This window comes from Arthrobacter zhangbolii (genome assembly GCF_022869865.1).
Classification (GTDB): Bacteria; Actinomycetota; Actinomycetes; order Actinomycetales; family Micrococcaceae; genus Arthrobacter_B; species Arthrobacter_B zhangbolii.
Map to the genome: position 1 here is coordinate 1,792,253 of NZ_CP094984.1, position 24,279 is coordinate 1,816,531.

Here is a 24,279-nt window from a genome sequence, read left to right on the forward strand (position 1 = left end):
GCTACGGGGGCAGGAATGACCGAGTCAGATAGCCGGAGTGCCGATGGACTGCGGTTCGTCTCCTTTCCCGCCGGGTACGACGCCGCAAATCCCGAGTCCGCCGACACACGGACGCTGAACTGGGTTGACGCTGTGAACCTGGGGTTCCATGAGGAGCGCCAGACGCCGTCGGACGTAGCGGCCATGGTGGATGCCTACCAGTGGGACCGCCGGATCCTGACCGGCGTCTATGACGACGCCGCGCCTGAATATGCCTGGGACCCGGCGGTGCCGGTGGCTACCTACGCCACTATGGTGAACCGACTGAATGTGGGTGGAGCCGACCTGCTCGCGGCCCATCTGATCACCATGGTGACCGTCCGGCCCACCCACCGGCGGCGGGGCATCCTGCGCCGGCTCATCACCGGCGACCTTGCCCGTGCGAAGAAGTCCGGCCTGGCGCTGGCCGCGCTGACCGCCTCCGAGGCCACCATTTACGGACGGTTCGGTTTCGGCGCCGCCAGCTCCGCCGCCACCGTCCAGCTGGATACCCGCGGGGGACTGGAGGTCAGCGCGCCGCCGGAAGGCAGCATTGCAGTGGCTGACGGCGGAAAGCTGCAGGCCCTCGCCCCGGAAATCTTCCGGGCGCACCTGGAACGGACCTTCGGTGCCCTGGGCAGGCAGCACAGCTACGCCTTGCGTGCCTCCGGAGCATGGAGTGACGGGACCACACAACCGGACAAGGCGCTGCGGGGCGTGATCAGGTACACCGCGGACGGCGTCCCGGACGGTTATGCCGCCTTTAAGTCGCTGGGATGGCGGAACGAACCCCACACCATGAAGGTCACTGACCTGGTGGCCGCCAGCGATGAGGCCTACCGCGAGCTCTGGCGATATCTCGGGTCCATTGACCTGGTGGACCGGCTGACCTTTGGTGCTGCCCCTGTCGCGGATCCGCTGCCGTGGATGCTCGCGGACCGGCGGCGTTACAAGGTCACCGAGGTGGAGGACGTGCTCTGGCTGCGGATCCTGGATACCAGGGCCGCGCTGGAAGCCCGCGGGTACTTCGGGGACGGTACGGTGTCCCTGGAGGTCAGCGACCCCCTGGGCTTCGCCGCCGGCACCTGGCTTCTTGAGGTCAGGGGCGGTGCCGGGACGGTCCGGGCGATCGCTCCCGGAACGGCAGCGCAGGCACCGCAGGCCACCGTGGACATCTCCGCGCTCGGCTCCCTGTATCTTGGTGATGTCACCGCCCGCACCCTTGCCGCAGCAGGCGGGGTGCGCGGTACACCGGAGGCCCTGGCCGTATTGGACGGGATGTTCAGCGCCGGCCCGGCACCGTACTGCAGTACCCATTTCTGACCACCTGAGTGCCCGCGTGATTTTTTCGGGCTCCGGATGACCGTCTCCCTTTGACCTGCGTTGGCGCGTCCGGCTAGACTGATCGGGCGCGTAATAGCGCGAGTTATTACCCATCCTGTCCATCTCCGGGCAAACAAGCTGTGTGTCAGAGGCGTTTTCGTGCCTAGGGCCTGCACTTGGGCAAGTATCTTGCTTGCGGCGGCCGCTAGGCCTGCTGCCGGTTAAGTGGAAACCAGCCCGGAATACAAAACAACTTCCACATCGGAGTCCCAACTACATGACCATCACCACCAACGAGAAGTCCGGTACCCCGCAGGTCGCCATCAACGACATCGGTACTGCCGAGGACTTCCTCGCCGCGATTGACGCAACGATCAAGTACTTCAACGACGGCGATCTCGTCGAAGGCACCGTTGTCAAGGTCGACCGCGACGAGGTCCTGCTCGACATCGGTTACAAGACCGAGGGTGTCATTCCTTCCCGCGAGCTTTCCATCAAGCACGACGTTGATCCCGGAGACGTTGTCTCCGTTGGCGATCAGGTCGAAGCCCTGGTGCTCACCAAGGAAGACAAAGAAGGCCGTCTGATCCTCTCCAAGAAGCGCGCACAGTACGAGCGTGCCTGGGGCGACATCGAGAAGGTCAAGGAAGAAGACGGCGTCGTTACCGGTACCGTCATCGAGGTTGTCAAGGGTGGTCTTATCCTCGACATCGGGCTGCGCGGCTTCCTGCCGGCATCCCTCGTGGAGATGCGTCGTGTCCGCGACCTGGCTCCGTACATCGGCCAGCAGATCGAAGCCAAGATCATCGAGCTGGACAAGAACCGCAACAACGTTGTTCTGTCCCGCCGTGCATGGCTCGAGCAGACCCAGTCCGAGGTTCGTTCCACGTTCCTCAACAAGCTGGAAAAGGGCCAGGTTCGTCCCGGCGTTGTGTCCTCCATCGTCAACTTCGGTGCATTCGTGGACCTTGGCGGCGTAGATGGCCTGGTTCACGTCTCCGAGCTGTCCTGGAAGCACATCGACCACCCCTCCGAGGTTGTCGAAGTTGGCCAGGAAGTCACCGTTGAGGTTCTGGAAGTTGACCTCGACCGCGAGCGTGTCTCCCTGTCGCTGAAGGCTACGCAGGAAGATCCGTGGCAGACCTTCGCCCGCACCCACGCCCTCGGCCAGGTTGTTCCGGGTAAGGTCACCAAGCTGGTTCCGTTCGGTGCGTTCGTTCGCGTCGAAGACGGCATCGAAGGCCTGGTCCACATCTCCGAGCTGGCTGTCCGCCACGTGGAGCTCGCCGAGCAGGTTGTCTCCGTTGGCGACGAACTGTTCGTCAAGGTCATCGACATCGATCTCGAGCGTCGCCGCATCTCGCTGTCCCTCAAGCAGGCCAACGAGGGTGTCGATCCCGAGGGCACCGAGTTCGATCCGGCTCTGTACGGCATGGCCGCAGAGTACGACGAAGCCGGCAACTACAAGTACCCGGAGGGCTTCGACCCCGAGTCCAACGAATGGCTCGAAGGTTACGAGACCCAGCGTGCCGCTTGGGAGCAGCAGTACGCTGACGCCCAGGCCCGTTGGGAAGCCCACAAGAAGCAGGTTGCTCAGCACAACTCCGAGGATGTTGCAGCTGCATCGGAATCCAACGATTCCGGCACCACCAGCTACTCCTCCGAGCCGGCTGTTGCTGAGACGGGTGCCGGCACGCTGGCTTCCGACGAAGCACTGGCGGCACTGCGCGAGAAGCTCACGGGCAACTAATTCCGGTTTAGTCGCCTCGGCGACCCGGTTGCAGTAACCACATAAAAGCGGACCCCCACGAAAGTGGGGGTCCGCTTTTTGGTTTAGCCACAGGTAGTCCGAGTGGTTGGTTCGCGCTGTGACGCTTGCGGAAGTACGGCGGTGGATCTAGGTTGAGTCGCCACGGGGGATTGGCGGCTTGCCGATCCCCACGCCGATCATGAGGACGAGGGAGTCCGCGGATGTTCGCTCAACCCACAAAGAGGGCCCTGTCCGCCGGAGCGCTGGCACTCGCCGGCGCCCTTGCCTTCGGCGTTGCCGGATGCTCGGGATCGTCGGATTCGGGCGGCTCCGATGAACAGATAAAAGTCGGCCTGGTCACCAAAACGGATTCCAATCCCTTCTTCGTGAAACTCCGCGAGGCCGCACAGGCCCAGGCCGACGCATCGGGTGCTGAACTCATTTCCCTGGCCGGAGCTTTCGACGGTGACAACGAAGGACAGGTCGCCGCCATTGAAAACCTCGTCAGCCAAGGTGTCCAAGGCATCCTGATTACTCCGAATTCCTCGTCCGGGATACTCAATGCGATCAAGTCCGCACGCGACGCCGGCGTCATCGTCATCGCTTTGGATACAGCCACCGAACCTGAAGATGCCGTGGACGCAACCTTCGCGACCGACAACTTGGCGGCAGGGGTGTCGCAGGGCGAGTGGGTGAAGGCGACCCTTGGGGATACAGCTCCGCAGATCGTCATGCTGGACGGGACGCCGGGAGGAACTGTGGACACGTTCCGGCACGACGGTTTCCTCCAGGGTTTCGGTGTGGAAGAGGGCGCCGCCGAAATTGTGGGGCAGGAGAACACCAACGGTGACCAGACCAAGGCCCAGACAGCCATGGAGAACCTGCTGCAGAGGGCTCCCGGGGTCAACGCCCTCTACACCATCAACGAGCCCGCGGCTGCGGGAGCCTACGAGGCCATCAAAGGTGCAGGCCTTACCGATCAGGTGGTAATTGGCTCCGTTGACGGCAGCTGCACCGGAGTCGAAAACGTAAAGAACGGCGTCATTGGTGCCACCGTGATGCAGTTTCCGGCCAAAATGGCGGAGCAGGGCGTAGACGCCGTGGTGAAGTACGTTCAGGACGGCACAAAGCCGAGCGGCTTTACCGATACCGGCTCACAGCTTATTACTGATACACCGGTGGACGGCCTCGACTCGAAGGACACCTCATGGGGTGCCGAAAACTGCTGGGGCTGATCCCGGACGCCCCGCAGCTGCCGGTCCCGCCAGCTGTCTGCGGGGCACCGTTCGGTGAACGCCGGCAGGCGGGCCTCCCATGAGTTCCGAAGCTGTCCTCCAGGGGCGGTCATCCCGCGGAATTATCCGGCAGATCCTTCGCGAGCCGCTGCTTGGCCCGCTGCTGGCCCTGGTGCTGGCCGTCATCATTTTCAGCCTGGTCTCCGAAACTTTCCTGGCCCCGTACAACCTTTCGCTGATCCTGCAACAGTCCGTAGTCGTAGGAATCCTCGCTGTTGGCCAGACCCTCATCATCCTGACTGCAGGCATTGATCTCTCCATTGGCGCGGTAGCAGTCCTGGGAACGATTGTGATGGCTCAGGCGGCAGGCGCCGGTGGTCCCCTGGTGGCGCTGGCCGCCACCTTTCTCGTCTGTGTGGCGCTTGGCGCCGTCAACGGGGGATTGGTGACCGTGTTGCGGCTTCCCCCGTTCATTGTCACGTTGGGGACATTTACGGCCATTCAGGCGGCGACTCGGCTGCTGGCTGGCTCGCAGACCTATCAGGTGCCGCAGGGTCCGCTAACGTTCCTCGGCACCAGCTTTTCCATCGGGAGGTTCAACACCACCTACGGAGTGGTGGCCATGCTGCTGGTGTATCTGTTCGTCTGGTACGCACTCTCCCAGACAGCCTGGGGCAGGCACGTCTATGCAGTGGGCGGGAACATCAACGCGGCCAGGATGTCCGGTATCAAGTCCGGACGGAACCTGTTCTCCGTTTACCTGGCGACAGGCGTGATAGCAGCCATTGCTGCCTGGGCCGCCCTGGGCAGGATCCCCAACGCCGACCCCAATGCGTACCAGAACGCCAACCTCGAATCCATCACTGCCGTGGTCATTGGCGGCACCAGCCTTTTCGGCGGCCGCGGCGGCGTTGTAGGGACACTGATTGGAACCCTGATCGTGGGCGTGCTGCGCAATGGACTCACGCTCGCCGGCGTTGACAGCCTGTACCAGAACATTGCCACGGGGATTCTGGTCATTGTGGCGGTTGCCGTGGACCAGTTCGCCAGAAGGAGGTCCCTGTGACAAGGGCAGAGGAGGTCCCTCCGGTGCTGCAGGCCCGGGGACTGGTCAAGAAGTACGGCAACGTGACAGCAATCAACAGCGCGGACTTCGACCTGCGGGCCGGTGAAGTGCTCGCCGTGGTCGGCGACAACGGCGCCGGGAAGTCCAGCCTCATCAAAGCCCTTGCCGGCGCCCTGGTTCCGGACGCTGGCGAGATCCTCATGGGCGGCACAAAGGTGCATTTCCGCAACACCCGCGATGCCAGGGCCATGGGGATTGAAACGGTGTACCAGGACCTGGCCGTGGTGCCTGCCCTCGACATCGCCACCAACGTTTTCCTGGGCCGGGAAGTCCGGCGCAGGGGACTGATGGGTACACTCTTCCGGCGGCTGGACATGCCCAGAATGCGCACGGAATCCTCGGGGCACCTGTCCGACCTGAAGATTGGAATCAAGTCGGTCAGCCAGTCAGTGGAAACACTGTCCGGCGGCCAACGCCAGGGTGTTGCCGTGGTCCGCGCCGGGGCCTTCGGCAAAGGGGTCATCATCATGGACGAACCGACGGCCGCGCTGGGGGTAAGGGAATCGGGGCAGGTCATCGACCTGATCCATTCCATCCGCGAGCGGGGAATACCGGTGGTGCTGATCAGCCACGACATACCGCACGTTTTCGAAGTGTCTGATCGCATTCATGTTCACCGGCTCGGGATGCGGGCCGCCGTCGTCAGCCCCAAAATCCGGTCCATGTCCGAGGTAGTGGCCTTGATGACCGGCGCGGAACAACCGACCGACGGCGAGCGGGCAGGCGGTGGCTGACCAGCCGCTGGGCGTCTTCGCCGGACTGGCCACGCTGGACGTTATCCATCATGTTTCGGCTGTTCCCCGGGCCAACGAAAAGGTCACCGGAACGGCCCAGTTCGTGGCAGCGGGCGGCCCCGCAGCCAATGCCGCAGTGACGTTCGCGGGACTCGGCGGGCGTGCGGTTTTGCTCACCGTTTTGGGCCGGGGACCGGTGGCAGGGCTGATCCGTGCGGACCTGGGCGCATGGGGCGTCGAAGTGGTGGACATTGACCCGGAACGCACCAGCGGGGCACCGGTGTCCAGCATCGCCGTAACCGCGGCGTCCGGGGAACGGTCAGTGGTGTCTGCCGATGCCGTAAGCGACGGCGCCGAGGCACCTGCGGATTTGGCGGACCTGCTCATTGGTGCCGGCACCCTGTTGGTGGACGGGCACTATCCGCTCCTGGCGGTGGCCGCCGCCCGTGCCGCACGGGACCGCGGCATACCCGTGGTGGTCGATGCCGGGCGCTGGAAGTCCGTGATGGCTGACCTGCTGCCGCTCGCCGATGCCATGGTGTGTTCGGATGATTTCCGCTACCCGGGGACGGCCACCTCAGCGCACACCGCGGGTATCCTGGTGGCGCGCGGCGTACCCGGGGTAGTGACCACCCATGGCAGTGAACCGGTCCTGTGGTGGCGGCAGGGCGAGCACGGCGCCGTAGACGTGCCGGCGGTGGAGGTCCGCGACACTTTGGGAGCCGGGGACGTCTTTCACGGCGCCTACTGCTATTTCAGCTCCAGTTCCGGCCGCGGGATTGCCGGGGACCTGGAATCCGCCGCCGGGATCGCCGCACTGCGGTGCACGGTTCCAGGGCCCCGGGCCTGGCTCGGCCTTCTTGATTCGCCCCCGTCCATGCCGTAAGGCGAAAAAGCGGCCCTTAGGCCGATTCCCGCTCCACAAGCGAGGTCGGCAGGCGAGTGATCCGCTCAGCCGGCCGGCCCTCAATGAGGTCCACCAGTACCTCGGCCATCTTCTCGCCCAGCAGGGAGATCGGATGGTGGATAGTAGTCAGCGCTGGTGTGAGACTGGTGGCGTAATAGTCGTCGTCGAAACCGACGACGGCGATGTCCTCGGGGATGCGCAGGCCGCGCTCCCTGATGACCGAGTACGCGCCGGCGGCCATCTGGTCGTTGGCGGCGAACACGCCGTCCAGGGGTGCCCCGCGGTCCAGCAGCCGCCGCATGGCTGCTGCACCGGAGGCGACCGTGAAGTCGCCGATTTCCACCAGCGCGTCTGTCAGCCCGGCGCGGAGAACCTCGCCCCGCCAGCCCGCGAGACGGTCCACGCCCGGGTGCATGTCCTGCGGACCGGCAATGGTGGCGATGTTTGTCCGTCCCGATCCGGTCAGCCGGGCGGTGCCAGTGGCGGCGCCCTTTTCATTGTCGACCTCCACGAAGTACGCATCCGCGGAGTTCAGGAGCGGCCGCCCGGCGAAGACCAGGGGCAGGGAACCGTCCAGATGGGCCCAGGAGTGGTCGCCGGTATGGTGGGAGACCACCAGGACGCCGTCCACGTTGCCGCCCAACAGGTAGCGCCGGGTTTTCTCCGGATTCGATTCCGAGGACGTCACCATGTTGAGCATGTACTCAGTGGTGTTCAGGTACCGCGCAACGCCCTCAACGACGGCGGCGAAGAACGGATCCGCAAAGACCTTCGAGGTGGATTCCGGGACCAGGAGGGTGACCGTGAAAGTACGCCGGCTCGCCAGTGTCCGCGCCGCCCGGTTAGGTACATAGTTCAGGGCCTGCACGGCCTTCTGCACCGAGGCGGTGAGTCCCGGATCAACGGACGATGCGCCGTTGACTACCCGGGACACCGTTGCCCGGGACACCCCGGCCAGGGCCGCGACCATTTCCAGGGTCGGGGCAGGACGGACCTGGCCGGGCTCAGCGTTCACCATGTTCTCCCTCGGGACCGGGGCCGGGACATTCGGCCGATGCCCAGCTTACGGGACCTCACACCGCTGGGGCCGCCGCGGCCGTGCTCCTGCCCGCGGCGATGAGCTGCCGGTAGGCATGGCCGCTGTCCTTCACCGTCCGTTCCTGCGTTTCGTAATCCACCCGCACAATGCCGAAACGCTTGCTGTATCCCCAGGACCATTCGAAATTATCCAGCAGGGACCACACAAAGTAGCCCCTGACATCGGCTCCCGCAGAGATGGCCTCCGAGACCGCCCGGATGTGGTCGAGGATGAACCGGGTGCGTTCGGTGTCCGGGACGCTCCCGTCTTCGAGCACCTCGTCGTCGTAGGCAGCCCCGTTCTCGGTGATGTAGAGCGGCGGCAGCTGCGGATACTCCTCGCCCAGCCGCAGCAGCAGCGTGCGCAAGCCGCCGGGGTTCACCTCCCAGTCCATCCCCGTGCGGGGCAGGCCGCGGCTGGGGAAGGTGATGTGCTCCGCCCCGATCCATGGTGAGGCCGTGGGCCGCCCGGCACCGCCGCCGTGCCCATCCGAGCCGGAGGTGTCCGGATGCCCGCTGATCTGGTCATCGTGATAGTGGTTGACGCCCAGGAAATCGATAGGCGCCCCAATGGTTTCCATGTCACCGGGCAGGATCAGTTCGTGCAGGCCGTACGGTTCGAGGTCGCGAAGCGAGTCCTCCGGATAGGCGCCGCGGAGGATCGGGTCCAGGAAAATCCGGTTCTGCAGGGAATCGAACAACCGGGCGGCCTCCACATCCACCGGGTCCGCCGCGTCGCGGGGGATCGAGTTGCTCAGGTTGAGGGTGATGCCCAGTTCCCTGGCTCCAAGTCCGCGCAGCTCGGTGACTGCCATGCCATGGGCGAGATGCTGGTGATGGACGGCGGCAATTGCTGCGCGGGGGTCCTGCCGGCCGGGCGCGTGTGCACCCGAACCATAGCCGAGCAGCGAGGAGCAGAAGGGCTCGTTGAAGGTCGTCCAGTGGGCCACCCTGTCGCCCAGGGCCGAATAGACGTCCTGGGCGTACTCCACGAACCGGAACGCGGTGTCCCGGTTTGTCCAGCCGCCTGCCTCCTCCAGTGCCTGCGGAAGGTCCCAGTGGTACAGGGTTAGCCAGGGGAGGATGCCGGCTTCAAGGAGTTCATCAACGAGGCGGGAGTAGAAGTCCAGGCCCTTCCGGTTGAGGTCCCGGCCGCCTGGCCGCACCCGTGCCCAGCTGGTTGAGAACCGGTAGGAGTCCAGTCCCAGGTCCTTCATCAGCGCCACATCCTGGGGCATCCGGTGATAATGGTCCACGGCCACCGCGGGGGTGTCGCCGTTCCGGACGTTGCCGGGGACGGCCGCGAAGGCATCCCACACGGACTCTTCCTTCCCGTCCTCGGCGGCGGCGCCCTCAACCTGGGCAGCCGCCGTCGCGGAGCCCCAGATAAAGCCGGCCGGGAAGTTGTTCCATTCCGGGGTGTTGTTTGTCATTAGCCCTTCACTGCTCCCTGCATAATTCCGGATATAAGTTGTTTGCCTGCCAGCACAAAGAGCACAAGCAGGGGGATGGTGGCCAGTACTGCGCCGGTCAGGACCACCGAGTAGTCCACGTACCGGGAGGACTGAAGCTGGCTGAGTGCCGTCTGGAGGGTCGGGTTTCCGGCGTCGAGCACCAGCAGCGGCCAAAGGAAGTCAGTCCAGGCCGACATAAAGGTGAACAGGCTGAGAATGGCCATAGCCGGCCTGGCGGCGGGCAGGGCCACATGCCAGAACGTCCGGATCATGTTGGCCCCGTCCATGCGGGCGGACTCAATCAGCTCGTCCGGGATCACGTCCACCAGGTACTGGCGCATAAAGAAGACACCAAATGCCGTCACGAGCGTCGGTACGATCACCGCGCCGATTTCGCCCGTCCACCCGAGGGTCCGCATCACCATGAACAGCGGAATGATGCCCAGCTGGGTGGGTATGGCCATGGTGGCCACCACCGCAACCATCAGCACCCCGTTGCCGCGGAACCGCAGTTTGGCGAAGGCATACCCCGCCAGCGTGGAGAAGATGACGACTGACACCGTGATGATGCTGGAGATCAGGACGCTGTTCCACAGTGCGGTCCAGAACGGGATGGTGTCCATCACCTCGCCGACGTTGGTCCAGAAGTTGCCGCCCGGCAGCAGCGGGGGATAGGTCAGGCCCAGTGCCTCGTTGGACCGGCTGCCCACTATCGCCGACCACCACAGCGGGTAGGCGGAACCGATAAAGAAGGCCAGCAGCAGACCGTACGTCAGGAATCCGGGGCGAAGCCCGTTTCCGAAGGCCCGGTTTCGCAGACTCGGCCCTCTGCGGGGCGGTACCGGTTCCCGTCCGGGCGCGGCCTTGCGCTCTATGACACTCACTTTTTCTTCCCTTTCACGGCGGTGCGGCCGCGGGACGGGCCGCCGGAGGCAATCCGCCTGGACAGGGCCAGGTTGATGATCCCGACAACGATGATCAGGAGGAACAGCAGCCACGCGATGGCAGAGGCCTCGCCGAAGTCCTTGCGCTGGAACCCCATTTCCCAGAGGTACAGAACCGTTGTCTGGAACTGCCGCTGGGAGCCGCCGGCTTCCGTCGGGTCCAGGAGGCGCGGTTCGGTGAAGATCTGCAGTCCGCCGATGGTGGAGGTGATCACCACGAAAATCATGGTGGGCCGGATGCTCGGCAGGGTGATGCTGAAGAAGCGCCGGAAGGCACCGGCACCGTCCAGGGCTGCGGATTCGTAGATTTCCCGCGGCACTGACTGCATGGCGGCGAGCAGGATCAGGGCGTTGTACCCGGTCCAGCGCCAGTTGACCATGCTGGCCACGGCCACATGGCTGGGGAAGGTCTCGGTCCGCCACATGATGGGATCAATTCCGAAGTTCCCCAGGATGCTGTTGATGAGTCCGTAGTCTTCGCCGAACATATTCGTGAAGATCAGTGCCACGGCCACGGGGGTGACCACGTAGGGGACCAGGACACTCATGCGCCAGAAGGTTTTGGCCCGGATGTTCTGGTCCAGCACGGCGGCAATCAGCAGGGCGCCGGCCAGCTGCGGAATGGCTGAAAGCAGGAAGATGCTCATGGTGTTGAAGAGCGAGTTCCAGAAGAAGCGGTCCGCGAGCACATTGGCAAAATTGCCCAGTCCGACAAATTCGCCCTGGCCCTTGAGCAGGTGCCAGTCGTAGAGGGACACGTAGAACGTGTAGATGAGCGGGAAAAGGCCCACCAGTGCGAAAAGGAGAAAGAACGGGGAGATGTAGAGGTACGGCGACGCCTTGAAATCCCAGACGTTAAGGCGCTGCCGGAAAGAGGGTTTGGGCTTGTGCGCCGGCGCCGGGGGCGCGGACGGCTTGAGGGTTACGGTCATTTCGATTCTCACAGTCCATGAGGGGCCCCCGGTTTCCCGGAGGCCCCGACGGGGAGCTAGTCCTGTTCGACCTGCTCGTTCAGCAGTTTGATCGCCTCGTTCCAGGCACCTTCGCCGTCCAGGCTGCCCGCATCAAGCTGCGTCAGGGCGGCTCCGAAGACCTTCTCCTGGATCACCGAGTCATCCGGGCCCTTGAACTGCGCCTTCACGCCCTCCGCGCGGGAGGCGAGGATCGCCCCGGTAGGAGCGTCGTTGAAGACCTTATTGGGCGTTGCATCCTCGGCGAGCTGTTGCTGTGCTTCCAGGGTGCTGGGGAAGTTGTTGGCCGCTGCGGACTGCTTGACCTGCTGTTCCGGGGCGGTGAGCCAGGCGGCCAGCTTTGCTGCTTCCTCCTTGTGCTCGGACTCTTCCGATACGGAGAGGAAGGCGCCGCCCCAGTTGGATGCCCCACCGGGGAACACATCGGCGAAGTCCCAGCCGGAGTCTTCGGCACCGCCGGCAGATTCCAGCTGTTCCTGAATGGTGCCGAGCATCCAGCCCGGGCACACGAAGGTGGCGAAGGAACCGTCGGTGAAGGCGCGGCCCTTGCCCCAGTCCCACTTCTTCTCGTTGCCGGACAGGCCGGCCTCGGTTCCGGCAGCGAGCTGCATGAACTGTTCCTTCATGGCGGCGTTGTCCTCAATGTTCAGGTCGCCGTCGGCAGTGTAGTAGCCCTCTTCCATCTGGTTCACCATGGAGTTCCAGACAAATCCTGACTGGTCATACCAGCCCAGCCCGGTCTTCTCGTGGTATTCGTTGCCCAGTTCGAAGTAGCGGTCCCAGGTGGCGTCATCCCCGCCGAAGAGTTCCGCCACTGCCTCGCGGTCGCTGGGCAGGCCGGCGGCTTCGAAGAGCTTTCCGTTGTAGCACAGGCCCTGCGGCCCGATGTCCGTGCCGTAACCGATAACGCGGCCCTCCGCGTCGGTGCCCTGCTGGTATTTCCAGTCGACCCAGTTGTCCTTGATGTCCTCAGCGCCGTAGTCATTCAGGTCCACGAATTCGTCGGAGACCTCCATGACGGCGCCGAGCCAGCCTTCTTCGATGGCGACGACGTCGCTGACGCCGGAGCCGGCGGCCAGTTTCGTGAAGAGGTCAGTCTGCGCGTTGGCTCCGCGGTCGATGTTGTTGTGCCGGATCTTGATGCCCGGGTTCGCTTCTTCGTACTCGGCGTAGAGATCGTCGTAGCCGAAGGTGCCGAAGGTGGTGATGGAGATTTCCAGGGGATCCTCCGCGGTGCCGGCCTGGCTGTCTCCGCCGCCGCAGCCGGCGGCGAGCAATGCGAGGGCTGCGGCGCCTGCCACTGCCCCTGCCCGGTGCTTAAAGTTCTTCACGGTCACTCCTTTGTGTGTGGGTCTAGCCGGTGGTGATAACTGTTTGGACCGTGCCGGGACAGCAACCGGGCCTGATCCGCCGGGGGCGGGACTGAAGCTGGATACAAAAGAGAGCCGGTCCGCAAACTTCCGCCGGACTGAGAGAGCGCTCTCTGATCTTCGTGTGAGCCTAAGTGTGACAACGGTCACTGTCAAGAGAGCGCTCTCTCAGATTGGTTGTGGCATGCGGGTGCGGGATTATGCGCTGGGGGGAAGAGGGGTGTCCCGCCCGGCGTGCCGGGGCTACTGTCCGCTTAGGCGCGTGTGCTGACCGTGATCGTGAATTTGGGGTTGCGGGCTACTTCACGGGTGGGGCCGACCAACCGGGTCAGGGCCGGCTTGTAGGCCAGATGGCTGTTCCAGACGGTCCAGAGTTCCCCGCCGGGCACCAGGACACGGCCGGCGTCGGCAAACAGCTTCAGCGCAATACCGGCGTGCACGCTGGCACCGATATGGAACGGCGGGTTCAGCACCACCAGTTCGGCTGAACGCTCCGGAAGACCGGCCAGTGCGTCATCCCGCCGGACCCGCACCTGCTCCGCCACGCCGTTGGCTGCCATGGTTGCGGAGGCGGAGGCCACGGCGGCAGCTGACTGGTCTGTGGCCAGCACCTGCAGATCCGGGCGGGTCAGTGCCAGATATGCGGCAATGGCCCCGGTACCGCAGCCCAGATCGATGGCGGACGCCGCCTGCCGTGCTTGCGCCAGGTACGGCAGCAGGAACCGGGTGCCGATGTCCAGGGATGCCCCGGCAAATGCGGCACCGTAGCCCCGCAGTTCCAGCGGTGCGGTGAGTCCGACATCGTGCTTCTGGGCGAGCGGAAACCGGTCCTCAGGCAGCCGCTCAGCGGGCAGCGGACCGGCCGCGGTCAGGATCCGGGATTTCTGCCGGGCCAGGCCGGCGGAGACGGAGCCGAACCACCGCCCCAGGACGGCGTTCATGGCGGTGGTCATGTGCTTGACCCTGCCGCCGGCATAAACCACCACACCGGGATCGGCATGCCGTGCGATCAGGGCGGCTATTTCCTCGAGCGCGTCAAGGGACCGCGGCAGCCGCAGCAGCACCGTGCGGGCTCCGTGCACCAGTGCCGGATCCAGCGGCAGCGAGCTGTACACCCCGGCCAGCCCGGCGGCGTCGGCGTTGCGTGCCAGTGCCAGCTCACCGGAATACGGATCCTGATGGACCCGCAGGTCCCGCACACCGTGCAGCGCGGCCGCTCCGAGAGTCAGCGCACCATAGGCGTCCCCAATGACGACGACGCCGCCTGCGTCCGCGCGCAGGCGGTCTGCGGCGGTATCCAGCAGCAGCCGGTCCGCAGCATCGTGGGCCTGCAGGTTCTCTGCCTCGACATCGGGGCGGCGGCTGAGGTTCTCAAAGGAAAACCCGGGTGTCACGGCGGGGTCTTGCGTCACAGGTCGATCCATTCTGTTCCAAGCGGTTCCGGGGTGCTGACCCCGGCGGTGAAGGCTGCCAGCCGGTCATGAAAATGCTCAGCACTGCCCGGGATGTCCGGCAGTGCCACGGTGATACTGGCCCCGGCCGCTCCGTAGTCGGTGCCGGTGACGCTGAGGCCGGCATTGCGCAGGTCGTTTTCCAGCCGTCCAGCCTCGGCGTGGCCGGCCGGCACCGCGTAAAGCAGCATCCGACGCCGTTGCAGCAGGGGAGCGGTGGACAGGGCAGTGGAGACGGATTCCGAGTAGGCCCGCACCAGTCCGCCGGCACCCAGCAGAATGCCGCCGAAGTAGCGTACGGTGACCGCCGTGATGTCGCTCAGGTCCGTAGCGCCGCCGGCGGTTTCACGTTTGGTCAGTGCCTCCAGCATGGGGATGCCGGCGGTTCCTGAGGGTTCGCCGTCGTCGTTTGAGCGCTGGACCTCGCGTCCCGGGCCCAGGACGAAGGCGCTGCAGTGGTGCCGGGCGTCGTGGAATTCGCGGCGCAGTTCTGCGACCAGCGCCCGTGCCTGGTCTTCGGTTTCGGTGCGGCGCAGCACCGTGATGAAGCGTGAGCGTTTGATCTCCAGTTCGGAGCGGTGCTCCCCGGCAACGGTGGTGTAGCGCCCCGCCGCCGCGTCGATGTCACTCACCCCTTTAGTCTAGTGGTCCGGCGTCGCGACTGCCCGGGGGCCCGGGGCTTCGGCGGTAGGCTGGGCTGCATGCTCAAGGTTGGACTCACCGGCGGGATCGCCGCCGGAAAATCCCTGGTTGCCCGGACCCTCGTGGAATGCGGCGCCGTTTTGATTGATGCCGATGCCCTGGCCCGCGAGGTGGTGGAACCGGGAACTGACGGTCTCGCCGCCGTCGTGGAGGCGTTCGGTCCTTCCGTTCTCGCGCAGGACGGCAGTTTGGACCGTGCCGCGCTGGCGGCAGTGGTGTTCGGCGACGATGAGCGCCGGGCGGTCCTTAACGGCATCATTCATCCGCTGGTCCGTGCCCGCGCCGCAGCGCTGGCGGCTGAAGCTCCGCAGGATGGAATCCTGGTGCAGGATATTCCGCTGCTGGTGGAGACCGGACAGGCCGGAAACTTTGACTTTGTGCTCGTGGTGGAGGCTCCCGAAGAGGAACGCCTGGTCCGGATGGTCCGGGACCGCGGGATGGATCCCGACGCCGCACGGGCGCGGATCGCGGCGCAGGCCACCGCCGCTGAGCGCGCGGAGGCCGCCGACGTCGTCCTGCACAACACCGGTACTCCCGAAGACCTGGCGGCCGCTGTGCGGGCGCTGTGGGAACAGAGACTGGTGCCGATGAACCGGCGCAGGCCGGACGCCGAAGGGACCGGATAATTTCCGTTCAGCCCCTAGCAAAGCGGACCACGGCTGACCGCATGGCGGAGTAGTTTTGTAGACATGAGTCTTGCGCAGGACATCAAGAGAGTAGTGGCGCCCTTCGAGGTCGTCAGCGATTACCGGCCGGCCGGCGACCAGCCCACCGCCATCAAGGAACTGGCCGAACGGATCAATGCCGGCGAGAAGGACATAGTCCTCCTCGGAGCCACCGGTACCGGCAAAAGTGCCACCGCGGCATGGCTGGTGGAACAGGTTCAACGGCCCACCCTGGTCATGGTGCAAAACAAGACCCTCGCCGCCCAGCTGGCCAACGAATTCCGTGAGCTGCTGCCGAACAACGCCGTGGAATATTTCGTTTCCTACTACGACTACTACCAGCCGGAAGCCTACGTCCCGCAGACGGACACCTTCATCGAGAAGGACTCCTCCATCAACGAGGAAGTTGAACGGCTGCGGCACTCCGCCACCAACGCCCTGCTGACCCGCCGCGATGTCATTGTCGTGGCCACCGTTTCCTGCATCTACGGTCTGGGCACCCCGGAAGAGTACATCGAGCAGATGGTGACCCTGCGCCGCGGGCAGCAGATGAACCGAGATGACCTGCTGCGCAAGTTCGTGGCCATGCAGTACGTGCGCAATGACATGGACTTCCACCGCGGCACTTTCCGGGTGCGGGGCGACACGGTGGAGATCATCCCGATGTACGAGGAAAACGCCATCCGCGTCGAGTTCTTCGGCGACGAGATCGAGAACATCTATACCCTGCATCCGCTGACGGGCGACGTCATCCATGAAGAAACCGAGATGTACGTTTTCCCGGCGTCGCACTACGTCGCCGGTGAGGACCGGATGCAGCGGGCCATCCGCAACATCGAGGATGAACTGCAGGTGCGGCTGGCGGAACTTGAATCCCAGAACAAGCTGGTCGAAGCCCAGCGGCTGCGGATGCGCACCACCTATGACCTGGAAATGATGCAGCAGATGGGGTTCTGCAACGGCATCGAGAACTACTCCCGGCATATTGACGGCCGCGGCCCGGGGACCGCCCCGCACTGCCTGCTGGACTACTTCCCGGACGATTTCCTGCTCGTGGTGGACGAGTCACACGTGACCATTCCGCAGATCGGCGCCATGTATGAAGGCGACATGTCCCGTAAGCGGACCCTGGTGGACCACGGCTTCCGGCTGCCCTCGGCCATGGACAACCGGCCGCTGAAGTGGGACGAATTCCTCGAGCGGATCGGCCAGACCGTGTACATGTCCGCCACCCCGGGCAAATACGAACTGTCCAAGTCGGACGGCTACGTGGAGCAGATCATCCGGCCCACCGGGCTGGTGGACCCGCAGGTGGTGGTCAAGCCCAGCAAGGGCCAGATCGATGACCTGCTCGGCGAGATCCGCACCCGCACGGAACGGGACGAGCGCGTGCTGGTGACCACCCTGACCAAGCGCATGGCCGAGGACCTGACCGGGTACCTCCTCGAGCACGGGGTGAAGGTGGAGTACCTGCACTCCGACGTCGACACCCTGCGGCGCGTGGAGCTGCTGCGCGAGCTGCGGATGGGCACGTTCGACGTGCTGGTGGGCATTAACCTGCTCCGTGAGGGCCTGGACCTGCCCGAGGTGTCGCTGGTGAGCATCCTCGATGCCGACAAGGAAGGCTTCCTGCGTTCCTCCACGTCGCTGATCCAGACCATTGGCCGCGCCGCGCGTAACGTCTCCGGCGAGGTCCACATGTACGCGGACCGGATCACCGACTCCATGGCGCATGCCATCGACGAAACCAACCGTCGCCGGGACATCCAGATCGCCTATAACAAAAAGCACGGCGTGGACCCGCAGCCGCTGCGCAAGAAGATCGCCGACATCACCGATCAGCTGGCCCGCGAGGACGCCGACACCAAGGCACTCCTGGAGGAAGCGGCCAGGAACAAGAAGGCCAAGGGCAAGGGCAAGGCTGTCCGTAAGGACGGACTTGCCGCCGCCCCGGCGGAGGACCTGACCGAGCTGATTGCCTCCATGACCGAGCAGATGCATGCGGCCGCGGCCGAGCTGCAGTTCGAACTGGCAGCCCGCCTGCGCGACGAGGTGGGAGACCTGAAAAAGGAACTGCGGCAGATGCAGTCTGCCGGGCACGCCTAGGGTTGCGGAGCAGGTCTCGAGCTACCCGAAAACGACGGCTGGAGACCTGCTGGCTGCTACCTGGTCAGGGCGGAAAAAGCCTTGCGCCGCAGGGAATGCAGCGCGGGACGCCTTTCAGCTGGCCTGCCTGCCGGATATAGCTGCCCAGCCTCCGCGCGCTTCTGTTCCACGCGGTTGGCCAAGGTGAGCTGGAGGGATCCCGCGGCCTCCGGCATCGCCAGCCGGCCGCCCGCACGGCCGCTGTCTACCGCCCAGCCGCTGCCTATCGCAGCCAGGGAACCATGCTTGATGTCGTAGTAGCCCGCCTTAACGCTGAGGGCGACACCGCGCGCCCCGGCGGCGGCAGCAAGCAGATGGAAGTGGAAGCGTGTGGTGATCCACTGCTGGCGCGGGCCGATGGGAAGCCCCTCCTGCCACACCTGTGCAAACGGCAGGAAATTTTCTTGGGGAATCAAGTCCGCCAGAAGGGCGTATGCCGGGTGATCGGCACCCGGGATGGCCTCCACGTAATAAACGGGCGTTTCGTCATCCGCGAGCTCTTCAATCAGGCTTCGGGCTGAAGCCACTACTTCCTGGAAGCGCCCCTCGTCATTCATGTCCGCCTGGATGCAGACGAAAATACCTTCCCGGCCCGCTGACCGGGCAACTTCAGCCCCAACTCCCAGGAAGGCGTCGTCCAGGCCGAGCTTTGCCGAAAGAGCCACGGCGCTCTCCTCGTCGCGCACACTGACATAGTCAAAACCTTCAAACAGCCGGGAAGCACGTTCCGCAGGGACAGCGAACGGCATCAGGCCCTGCCCGGTGGCGTACAAGCGTGCCCCGGTGAGGGACTGGACCGCCCGCATCCCGGCGATCAGCCCGGTATGGTGCGGCCAGACAGCGTTCACGTAGCCGCCGCCGAGCAGGTGAAGCGAGCGGGCCTCCCGTAGTTTGACGAGGCCGAGGTCATAAGCCGGCGATCCGAGATTCGTGACAAGGTCAGCAACCCGCTGCCCGACATCCTCCGCGGGAAGCTCCGCAGCTGCCTCGCTGACCGCGCGCCACAGGGTATTGGTGATGCGTAGCTTGGGATGGAGACCTTCAAACAGCAGGGCGGCAGTGCCCGGCTGCGGGCAATCCACCCACACCGCGGTCTCCGGGAATCTCTCAGCCAAATACCTCAGCCAGCAAGCAGTAATGAATTCATCGCCGTAATTGGGGTTCCCCGCTGTGGCGACCAAGTAATAAGGCCGATTATCCATGTACACACCCTAACGCAGCCAACCACGCTGAAACGTATGTATCGGAGCCGTACCACGCCAACCATCCGGCGCCGGGATAGGCTTCCTTCATGGTTTCGCGTTTCATTCTCCCGACGCCGGCGCCTGCCGTCTCGGAGCCCGCAGCCGCCGTCGGCACGCCCTGGTGGGAGGTGCTGGGAGCCCTGGGGCCGTTAGCGGTGCTCGCCGCGGCCACCCTGACGTTTATCATCGGGTGGAAGACCCTCGAACAGCGCCGGAAGGCGGATCAACGCTCTGAATGGTGGGCACGTGCCGAGTGGGCCATCGAGGCCTCGCTGTCGGACGATCCCAGGCGGCAGGAAACCGGATTGGGGGTGCTGGATCTGCTGGCCCAGAGTGATCTTGCCGGGGCCGAAGAAGCGGCCATTATCAGCATTGCCTGGGCGCGCCCACTGACGGCGATAGTGGACTCGAACGGCGGGATGGGCCAGAATGAAGACACCACGAGCGTACCCGGAGCGGAGGAGGTCGACGATGACAACAGCAGCACTGCCGCTGGCACACGGAGATAGAACCCCGCGTCCCGCCGACCAGCCCGTACCTGACCGGGACCGTGAGCGGGTGCAGATCCGGGCAGCACGCCTCCGCCTCACCACTGATCGCAAGCTCGGCAAGCCCACCCCGGACTGGGTCCGGGAGCTTGCAAAGAAGCCCCTCTAACCGTCGAAGCTCCGCAGCGGAGTCTCCACAAACGCTTCAGGTCCCCGGCTATCCGCCGGGGACCTGCTTTTTATGCGTCGCCGCCGCGCACCATGCCCAGCAGGCGGTTGAAGATTGCCTCGCCGTCGTCGGCAATGCCGTCGTGGTGGAAGTCGCCGCTTTCCCAGACCTGCAGTCCCTTCACGGCAGCAGCGGTTTCCAGCGAGAGGTCCCGGTCCACATAGATGTCATCGGTGTACACCGCGGCCGCCACCGGCACGGTGTTCCGTGCCAGCCGGGCAGTGTCATAGAGCGGACCCCAGTCTGTCTTCTTCGCCAGCAGTTCCGCGGTCTCCTTCAAGGGCACCAACGCCGGGTCCTCGTCGAAGTACCACGGATAGACCATCTCGCCGGTGAACAGCGGCTCAGCGGCCGCGGGCTCGAATTCGGGATGGGACTGCAGCACCCGCCAGGCCGCCCAGTTCGTGGCTTCGCCCTGCCCGTAGATGGACTCGTGCATCAGGGCGTAGAGCGGGTTTGATGCCCGGCTGACCAGTCCGTGCGTGGTCTCCAGGAAGGTATCCGAAAGCCGGTCGCCGTCGGGGGTGGGAACAAAGGCTTCCTGCAGGAAGTAGTGCAGGCCGTCCACCCGGGTGTTTCCACCCAGGTACGAGCCGGCCATCTGGAAGCGCCGGACGGAGAGCCGTTCGCCGGACGGCAGGTATTCGGGAACGCTGTCCAGATGCCGGGCTATGCGGGTGACGATGTCCCGGTCTTCGGGGTAGCGGGCAAAGTATTCGGCGTTGCGTGCGGCCACCCGCCCGAAGGTGGCCTCATACACCCGGTCAGCGGGACCGGTCAGCGGCGCCAGGCCGCCGGTAATCAGGCTCCCGCGCAGACCTTCCGGCGCGTAGGAGAGGTATGTGAGGGTACAGAAACCGCCGTAGCTCTGCCCGTAAGTGGTCCACGGCCCGGAGCCCAGGGCCCGGCGGATCAGCTCGGCGTCCGCAACAATGGAGTCCGCCCGGAAATGGGTCAGGTAGTCCGCCTGGGCGGCGGAGTCACCGCGCAGGGCCAGGGTCTGCCGGTCCGCAGGGGTGGACAGCCCGGTGCCGCGCTGGTCCAGCATCAGGATGCGGAAGTGCTTCGAGGCGGCCTTGGTCCAGCCGCCGAACTGCAGCAGCCGGCTGCCCTTGCCTCCGGGTCCGCCCTGCAGGTACAGCAGCCACGGCAGTTCCCGCACCCGGGCAGCAGGGAGGGCAGCATCGGAGTACTCACGGGCGAAGACGGTGATGCTTTCCCCGTCCGGTGCCGCGTGGTCGAGGGGAACAGTGAACCGGTGGTCGGTGACGTTCATGCCGCGCACCGTGTAGGGGGCCGACGCAGTGTGGGGAACGGGGATACGCGGGACCGGGGCGCTCATGCTGCCCCTCCTGAAACCACGGGGCTGCCGAAGGAGGACAGCGCGTCGCCGGTCAGCCGGAACGTGGTCCACTCATCCTGCGGAACCGCACCCAGGGACTTGTAGAACCGGATGGAGGGTTCGTTCCAGTTCAGCACGCACCATTCCACCCGGGCGTAGCCGCGCTCGACGGCGATCCCGGCCAGGGTGCGCAGCAGCGCCTTGCCCATGCCCTTGCCCCGCGCTTCGGGCCGGACGTACAGGTCCTCGAGGTAGATGCCGTGCACACCTTCCCAGGTGGAGTAGTTCAGGAACCACAGGGCGAAGCCCTGGACCTGTCCCTGCTCCACTGCCACATGCGCGAAAATGGCCGGATGCGGGCCGAAGAGGTTCTCCTCGAGGGCCTCCACCGTGTTCTTCACGGCGTGCGGCTCCTTTTCGTAGATCGCCAGATCATGGATGAGTTCCAGGATGACGGGGACATCTTCTTTGCGCGCGGGACGGATCTGCATGGGATCCAGCCTAATCCAGCCGTCCGGCGGTGATCACCTTGATGACGGGGCTGCCGGCTTCGTCTGAGGCGGCCAGGTCCACTTCCGCGGTGATGCCCCAGTCCAGGTGGTTGGCAGGATCCTTAAAGATCTGCCGGACCTCCCACTTGCCGGGCACTTCCTTGATGATCAGCAGGTTCGGGCCGCGGCCGTCGGGGCCGTCATCGATGTCCTCGTGTTCCTCGAAGTAGGCGTCCAGCACGTCCGCCCAGCGGTCGGCGTCCCAGCCGGCGTCGCCGTCGAGCTCGCCCAGCGCGCGGTCATCCTCGTCCGCGAAAAGCTTGACGCGGGAGAACATCTCGTTGCGCACCATCACCCGGAAGGCCCGGACGTTGGCGGTCAGCCGGTCCGGCACGGGCGGAAGCACGGGTTCGCTGCTGGCGTCGGGGTTGACTCCGGAGGTGAGTTCCTCCCATTCGTCCAGCAGCGACGAGTCGGTCTGGCGGACCAGCTCGCCGAGCCACTCGATGATGTCTTCCAGGTCCTCGCGGAGCCGCTCCGGGGGCACCGTGTGCAGCAGCGCCTTGTAGGTGTCGGAGAGGTAGCGCAGCAGCACGCCCTCCGAGCGCGCGAGCGAGTAGAACTGCACGTACTCGCCGAAGCTCATGGCCCGCTCATACATGTCCCGGACAATCGACTTGGGGCTGAGCTCGAACTCGCCCAGCCAGGGAGCACCGGAGCGGTATACCTCGAAGGACTGCTCCAGGAGTTCCGCCAGCGGCTGGGGATAGGTGACCTCTTCGAGCAGCGCCATCCGCTCGTCATACTCGATGCCCTGGGACTTCATGGCCGCGATCGCTTCGCCGCGGGCCTTTTTCTCCTGGGCGGAGAGCACCTGGCGCGGCTTTTCCATAATCGCCTCGATCACCGAGACCACATCCAGGGCGTAGGACGGGCTCTCCGGATCCAGGATTTCCAGTGATGCCATGGCAAACGGGGACAGCGGCTGGTTCAGGGCAAAGTTGGGCTGCAGGTGCACCTTCAGCCGGACGGTGCGGCCGTCGGCGTCAGGTTCGGGCAGCACCTCCACAATGCCCGCGGTTTTCAGTTCGCGGTAGATGCTCAGGGCCTTCTTCATCAGCGCCAGCTGGGAGGACCGCGTCTCGTGGTTGTTGGTGAGCAGTTTCTTGGCTGCGGTGAACGGGTCACCCGGGCGCTCCAGCAGGTTCAGCAGCATGGAGTGGGTGATGTTAAAGCTGGAGGTGAGCGGCTCCGGGGTGCCGTCCACGAGCTTCTCGAAGCTGGGTTTGCCCCAGGACACAAAACCGGCCTGCGGTTTCTTCTTCACCACCTGGCGCAGCTTCTTCTGGTCGTCACCGAACTTCGCCTGCGCCTTGGCCATGGCCTTGGCGTTTTCGATCACGTGTTCCGGTGCCTGCACCACCACGGTGCCGGCGGTGTCATAACCCGCCCGGCCGGCGCGTCCGGCAATCTGGTGGAATTCGCGGACCTTCAGCGGCCGGGTGCGGGTGCCGTCGTACTTGGACAGGGCAGTGATCAGCACCGTGCGGATGGGCACGTTAATCCCCACGCCCAGGGTGTCGGTGCCGCAGATGACCTTCAGCAGTCCGGCCTGGGCCAGCTGCTCCACCAGGCGGCGGTACTTGGGCAGCATGCCGGCGTGGTGTACGCCGATGCCGTGGCGGACCAGCCGGTTGAGGGTCTTGCCGAAGCCGGGGGCGAACCGGAACCCGGCGATCAGCTCGGCTATGCGGTCTTTCTCCTCGCGGGTGCAGACGTTGATGCTCATCAGCGCCTGGGCCCGGTCAATGGCTTCGATCTGGGAGAAGTGCACCACGTAGACGGGGACCTGTTTGGTGGCCAGCAGTTCCTCCAGGGATTCCTGGATGGGGGTTTCCACGTAGTAGTAGTGCAGCGGGATGGGCCGCTGCACGGAGGAGACCGTGACGGTGTCCCGGTTGGTGAGCTCGCTGAGTTCGTTGGCGATCCGGGTCATGTCGCCCAGAGTGGCGGACATCAGCAGGAACTGCGCCTGCGGCAGCTCCAGCAGCGGCACCTGCCAGGCCCAGCCGCGCTGCGGATCGGAGTAGAAATGGAACTCGTCCATGATGACCGTGCCCAGATCCGCGTCCGGCCCTTCACGCAGGGCAATGTTGGCCAGGATCTCCGCGGTGCAGCAGATGATCGGTGCGTCCTTGTTCACCGAGGAGTCCCCGGTGACCATGCCCACGTTCTCAGCACCGAAAATCTCGCACAGGGCGAAGAACTTCTCGGACACCAGTGCCTTGATGGGAGCGGTGTAGTAGCTGCGCTCGTCGTGGGCCATGGCGTGGAAGTGCGCGGCAATGGCCACCATGGACTTACCGGATCCGGTGGGCGTGGCCAGGATGACGTTGTTACCCGTCACCAGTTCCATCACTGCCTCGTCCTGCGCCGGGTACAGCGACATACCGCGGCTCTCAACCCATTCCAGGAAGGAGGTGTAGGTCTCGTCGGGGTCAATGGTTGCGGTGGCGGAGGGACCGGAGGGCAGCTGCTCAAGAAGTTTCATGTCTCTACCAGACTAACGGGGCCGCGCCTGTCGCGTTTTTCCTCCCTTTCCGGCGGTAGGCT

At 65.0% G+C, this 24,279-nt stretch carries 21 protein-coding genes; 10 read left to right on the forward strand and 11 right to left on the reverse strand.

The genetic code is table 11. The features are described from left to right. Positions 1 to 15: 15 nt before the first annotated feature. The 6 genes from MUK71_RS08310 to MUK71_RS08335 all read left to right on the forward strand — a co-directional run bounded on the left by MUK71_RS08310 (position 16) and on the right by MUK71_RS08335 (position 7,072). A complete protein-coding gene (locus MUK71_RS08310; RefSeq protein WP_227927841.1) occupies positions 16 to 1,341 on the forward strand; it encodes a GNAT family N-acetyltransferase in 1,326 nt (441 codons plus the stop codon). A gap of 277 nt (positions 1,342 to 1,618) precedes the next feature. Further along, positions 1,619 to 3,091, forward strand: a complete 1,473-nt coding sequence (rpsA, locus tag MUK71_RS08315; RefSeq protein WP_227901950.1) for a 30S ribosomal protein S1 — start codon at positions 1,619 to 1,621, stop codon at positions 3,089 to 3,091. Between the two features lie 221 nt (positions 3,092 to 3,312). Further along, a complete protein-coding gene (locus MUK71_RS08320) occupies positions 3,313 to 4,326 on the forward strand; it encodes a substrate-binding domain-containing protein (RefSeq protein ID WP_227927840.1) in 1,014 nt (337 codons plus the stop codon). 79 nt (positions 4,327 to 4,405) lie between these two features. Beyond that, a complete protein-coding gene (locus MUK71_RS08325; RefSeq protein WP_227901948.1) occupies positions 4,406 to 5,392 on the forward strand; it encodes an ABC transporter permease in 987 nt (328 codons plus the stop codon). Then, positions 5,389 to 6,186, forward strand: a complete 798-nt coding sequence (locus tag MUK71_RS08330) for an ATP-binding cassette domain-containing protein (RefSeq protein ID WP_227927839.1) — start codon at positions 5,389 to 5,391, stop codon at positions 6,184 to 6,186. Before MUK71_RS08325 ends, MUK71_RS08330 begins: the two co-directional genes overlap by 4 nt. Next, a complete protein-coding gene (locus MUK71_RS08335) occupies positions 6,179 to 7,072 on the forward strand; it encodes a PfkB family carbohydrate kinase (RefSeq protein WP_227901946.1) in 894 nt (297 codons plus the stop codon). Before MUK71_RS08330 ends, MUK71_RS08335 begins: the two co-directional genes overlap by 8 nt. Positions 7,073 to 7,088: 16 nt before the next feature. Here the strand turns inward: MUK71_RS08335 and MUK71_RS08340 are convergent, their stop codons facing one another. From MUK71_RS08340 to MUK71_RS08370, 7 genes are all read right to left on the reverse strand, one after another. Beyond that, the gene (locus MUK71_RS08340) at positions 7,089 to 8,111 is read right to left on the reverse strand and encodes a LacI family DNA-binding transcriptional regulator (RefSeq protein WP_227927838.1); all 1,023 of its coding nucleotides are present in this window, start codon (positions 8,109 to 8,111) and stop codon (positions 7,089 to 7,091) included. A 55-nt stretch (positions 8,112 to 8,166) separates the two neighbouring features. Next, complete coding sequence (locus MUK71_RS08345; RefSeq protein ID WP_227901944.1) at positions 8,167 to 9,603, reverse strand: GH1 family beta-glucosidase; 1,437 nt, start codon at positions 9,601 to 9,603, stop codon at positions 8,167 to 8,169. Further along, on the reverse strand, positions 9,603 to 10,442 hold the full coding sequence (locus MUK71_RS08350; protein ID WP_227901986.1) for a carbohydrate ABC transporter permease: 840 nt from the start codon (positions 10,440 to 10,442) through the stop codon (positions 9,603 to 9,605). Before MUK71_RS08350 ends, MUK71_RS08345 begins: the two co-directional genes overlap by 1 nt. 62 nt (positions 10,443 to 10,504) lie before the next feature. Next, the gene (locus MUK71_RS08355; protein ID WP_227901943.1) at positions 10,505 to 11,500 is read right to left on the reverse strand and encodes a carbohydrate ABC transporter permease; all 996 of its coding nucleotides are present in this window, start codon (positions 11,498 to 11,500) and stop codon (positions 10,505 to 10,507) included. A gap of 56 nt (positions 11,501 to 11,556) precedes the next feature. Then, positions 11,557 to 12,870, reverse strand: a complete 1,314-nt coding sequence (locus MUK71_RS08360; protein ID WP_227927837.1) for an ABC transporter substrate-binding protein — start codon at positions 12,868 to 12,870, stop codon at positions 11,557 to 11,559. Between the two features lie 293 nt (positions 12,871 to 13,163). After that, positions 13,164 to 14,333: a class I SAM-dependent methyltransferase gene (locus MUK71_RS08365; RefSeq protein ID WP_423724591.1), complete on the reverse strand. Its 1,170-nt coding sequence runs from the start codon at positions 14,331 to 14,333 to the stop codon at positions 13,164 to 13,166. After that, positions 14,318 to 14,992, reverse strand: a complete 675-nt coding sequence (locus MUK71_RS08370) for an IMPACT family protein (protein WP_227927835.1) — start codon at positions 14,990 to 14,992, stop codon at positions 14,318 to 14,320. Before MUK71_RS08370 ends, MUK71_RS08365 begins: the two co-directional genes overlap by 16 nt. Before the next feature lie 69 nt (positions 14,993 to 15,061). On the opposite strand from MUK71_RS08370, the gene coaE reads away from it, so the two are divergent. Next, positions 15,062 to 15,688: a dephospho-CoA kinase gene (gene coaE / locus MUK71_RS08375; RefSeq protein ID WP_227927834.1), complete on the forward strand. Its 627-nt coding sequence runs from the start codon at positions 15,062 to 15,064 to the stop codon at positions 15,686 to 15,688. A gap of 63 nt (positions 15,689 to 15,751) precedes the next feature. Next, entirely contained in the window at positions 15,752 to 17,833 is a 2,082-nt protein-coding gene (gene uvrB, locus MUK71_RS08380) for an excinuclease ABC subunit UvrB (protein WP_227927833.1), read from the forward strand. A gap of 56 nt (positions 17,834 to 17,889) precedes the next feature. Here uvrB and MUK71_RS08385 read toward each other — a convergent pair whose 3' ends face one another. Further along, the gene (locus MUK71_RS08385) at positions 17,890 to 19,074 is read right to left on the reverse strand and encodes a polysaccharide pyruvyl transferase family protein (RefSeq protein ID WP_227927832.1); all 1,185 of its coding nucleotides are present in this window, start codon (positions 19,072 to 19,074) and stop codon (positions 17,890 to 17,892) included. An 89-nt stretch (positions 19,075 to 19,163) separates the two neighbouring features. Here MUK71_RS08385 and MUK71_RS08390 point away from each other — a divergent pair, with 89 nt between their 5' ends. Both MUK71_RS08390 and MUK71_RS08395 read left to right on the forward strand, forming a co-directional pair. After that, positions 19,164 to 19,625, forward strand: coding sequence for a hypothetical protein (locus tag MUK71_RS08390; protein WP_227927831.1), 462 nt, complete (start codon positions 19,164 to 19,166; stop codon positions 19,623 to 19,625). After that, positions 19,588 to 19,773: a hypothetical protein gene (locus MUK71_RS08395; RefSeq protein WP_227927830.1), complete on the forward strand. Its 186-nt coding sequence runs from the start codon at positions 19,588 to 19,590 to the stop codon at positions 19,771 to 19,773. The genes MUK71_RS08390 and MUK71_RS08395 overlap by 38 nt, the downstream gene beginning before the upstream one ends. Before the next feature lie 70 nt (positions 19,774 to 19,843). Here the strand turns inward: MUK71_RS08395 and MUK71_RS08400 are convergent, their stop codons facing one another. Genes MUK71_RS08400 through MUK71_RS08410 form a run of 3 tightly spaced genes read right to left on the reverse strand, consistent with a single transcriptional unit; the run spans position 19,844 to position 24,217 of the window. Beyond that, positions 19,844 to 21,175 (reverse strand): alpha/beta fold hydrolase, encoded by a 1,332-nt coding sequence (locus tag MUK71_RS08400; protein WP_227927829.1) that lies wholly within the window; start codon positions 21,173 to 21,175, stop codon positions 19,844 to 19,846. Further along, positions 21,172 to 21,666, reverse strand: a complete 495-nt coding sequence (locus MUK71_RS08405) for a GNAT family N-acetyltransferase (RefSeq protein WP_227901932.1) — start codon at positions 21,664 to 21,666, stop codon at positions 21,172 to 21,174. Before MUK71_RS08405 ends, MUK71_RS08400 begins: the two co-directional genes overlap by 4 nt. A gap of 10 nt (positions 21,667 to 21,676) precedes the next feature. After that, a complete protein-coding gene (locus tag MUK71_RS08410; protein WP_227901931.1) occupies positions 21,677 to 24,217 on the reverse strand; it encodes a DEAD/DEAH box helicase in 2,541 nt (846 codons plus the stop codon). Positions 24,218 to 24,279: the final 62 nt, after the last annotated feature.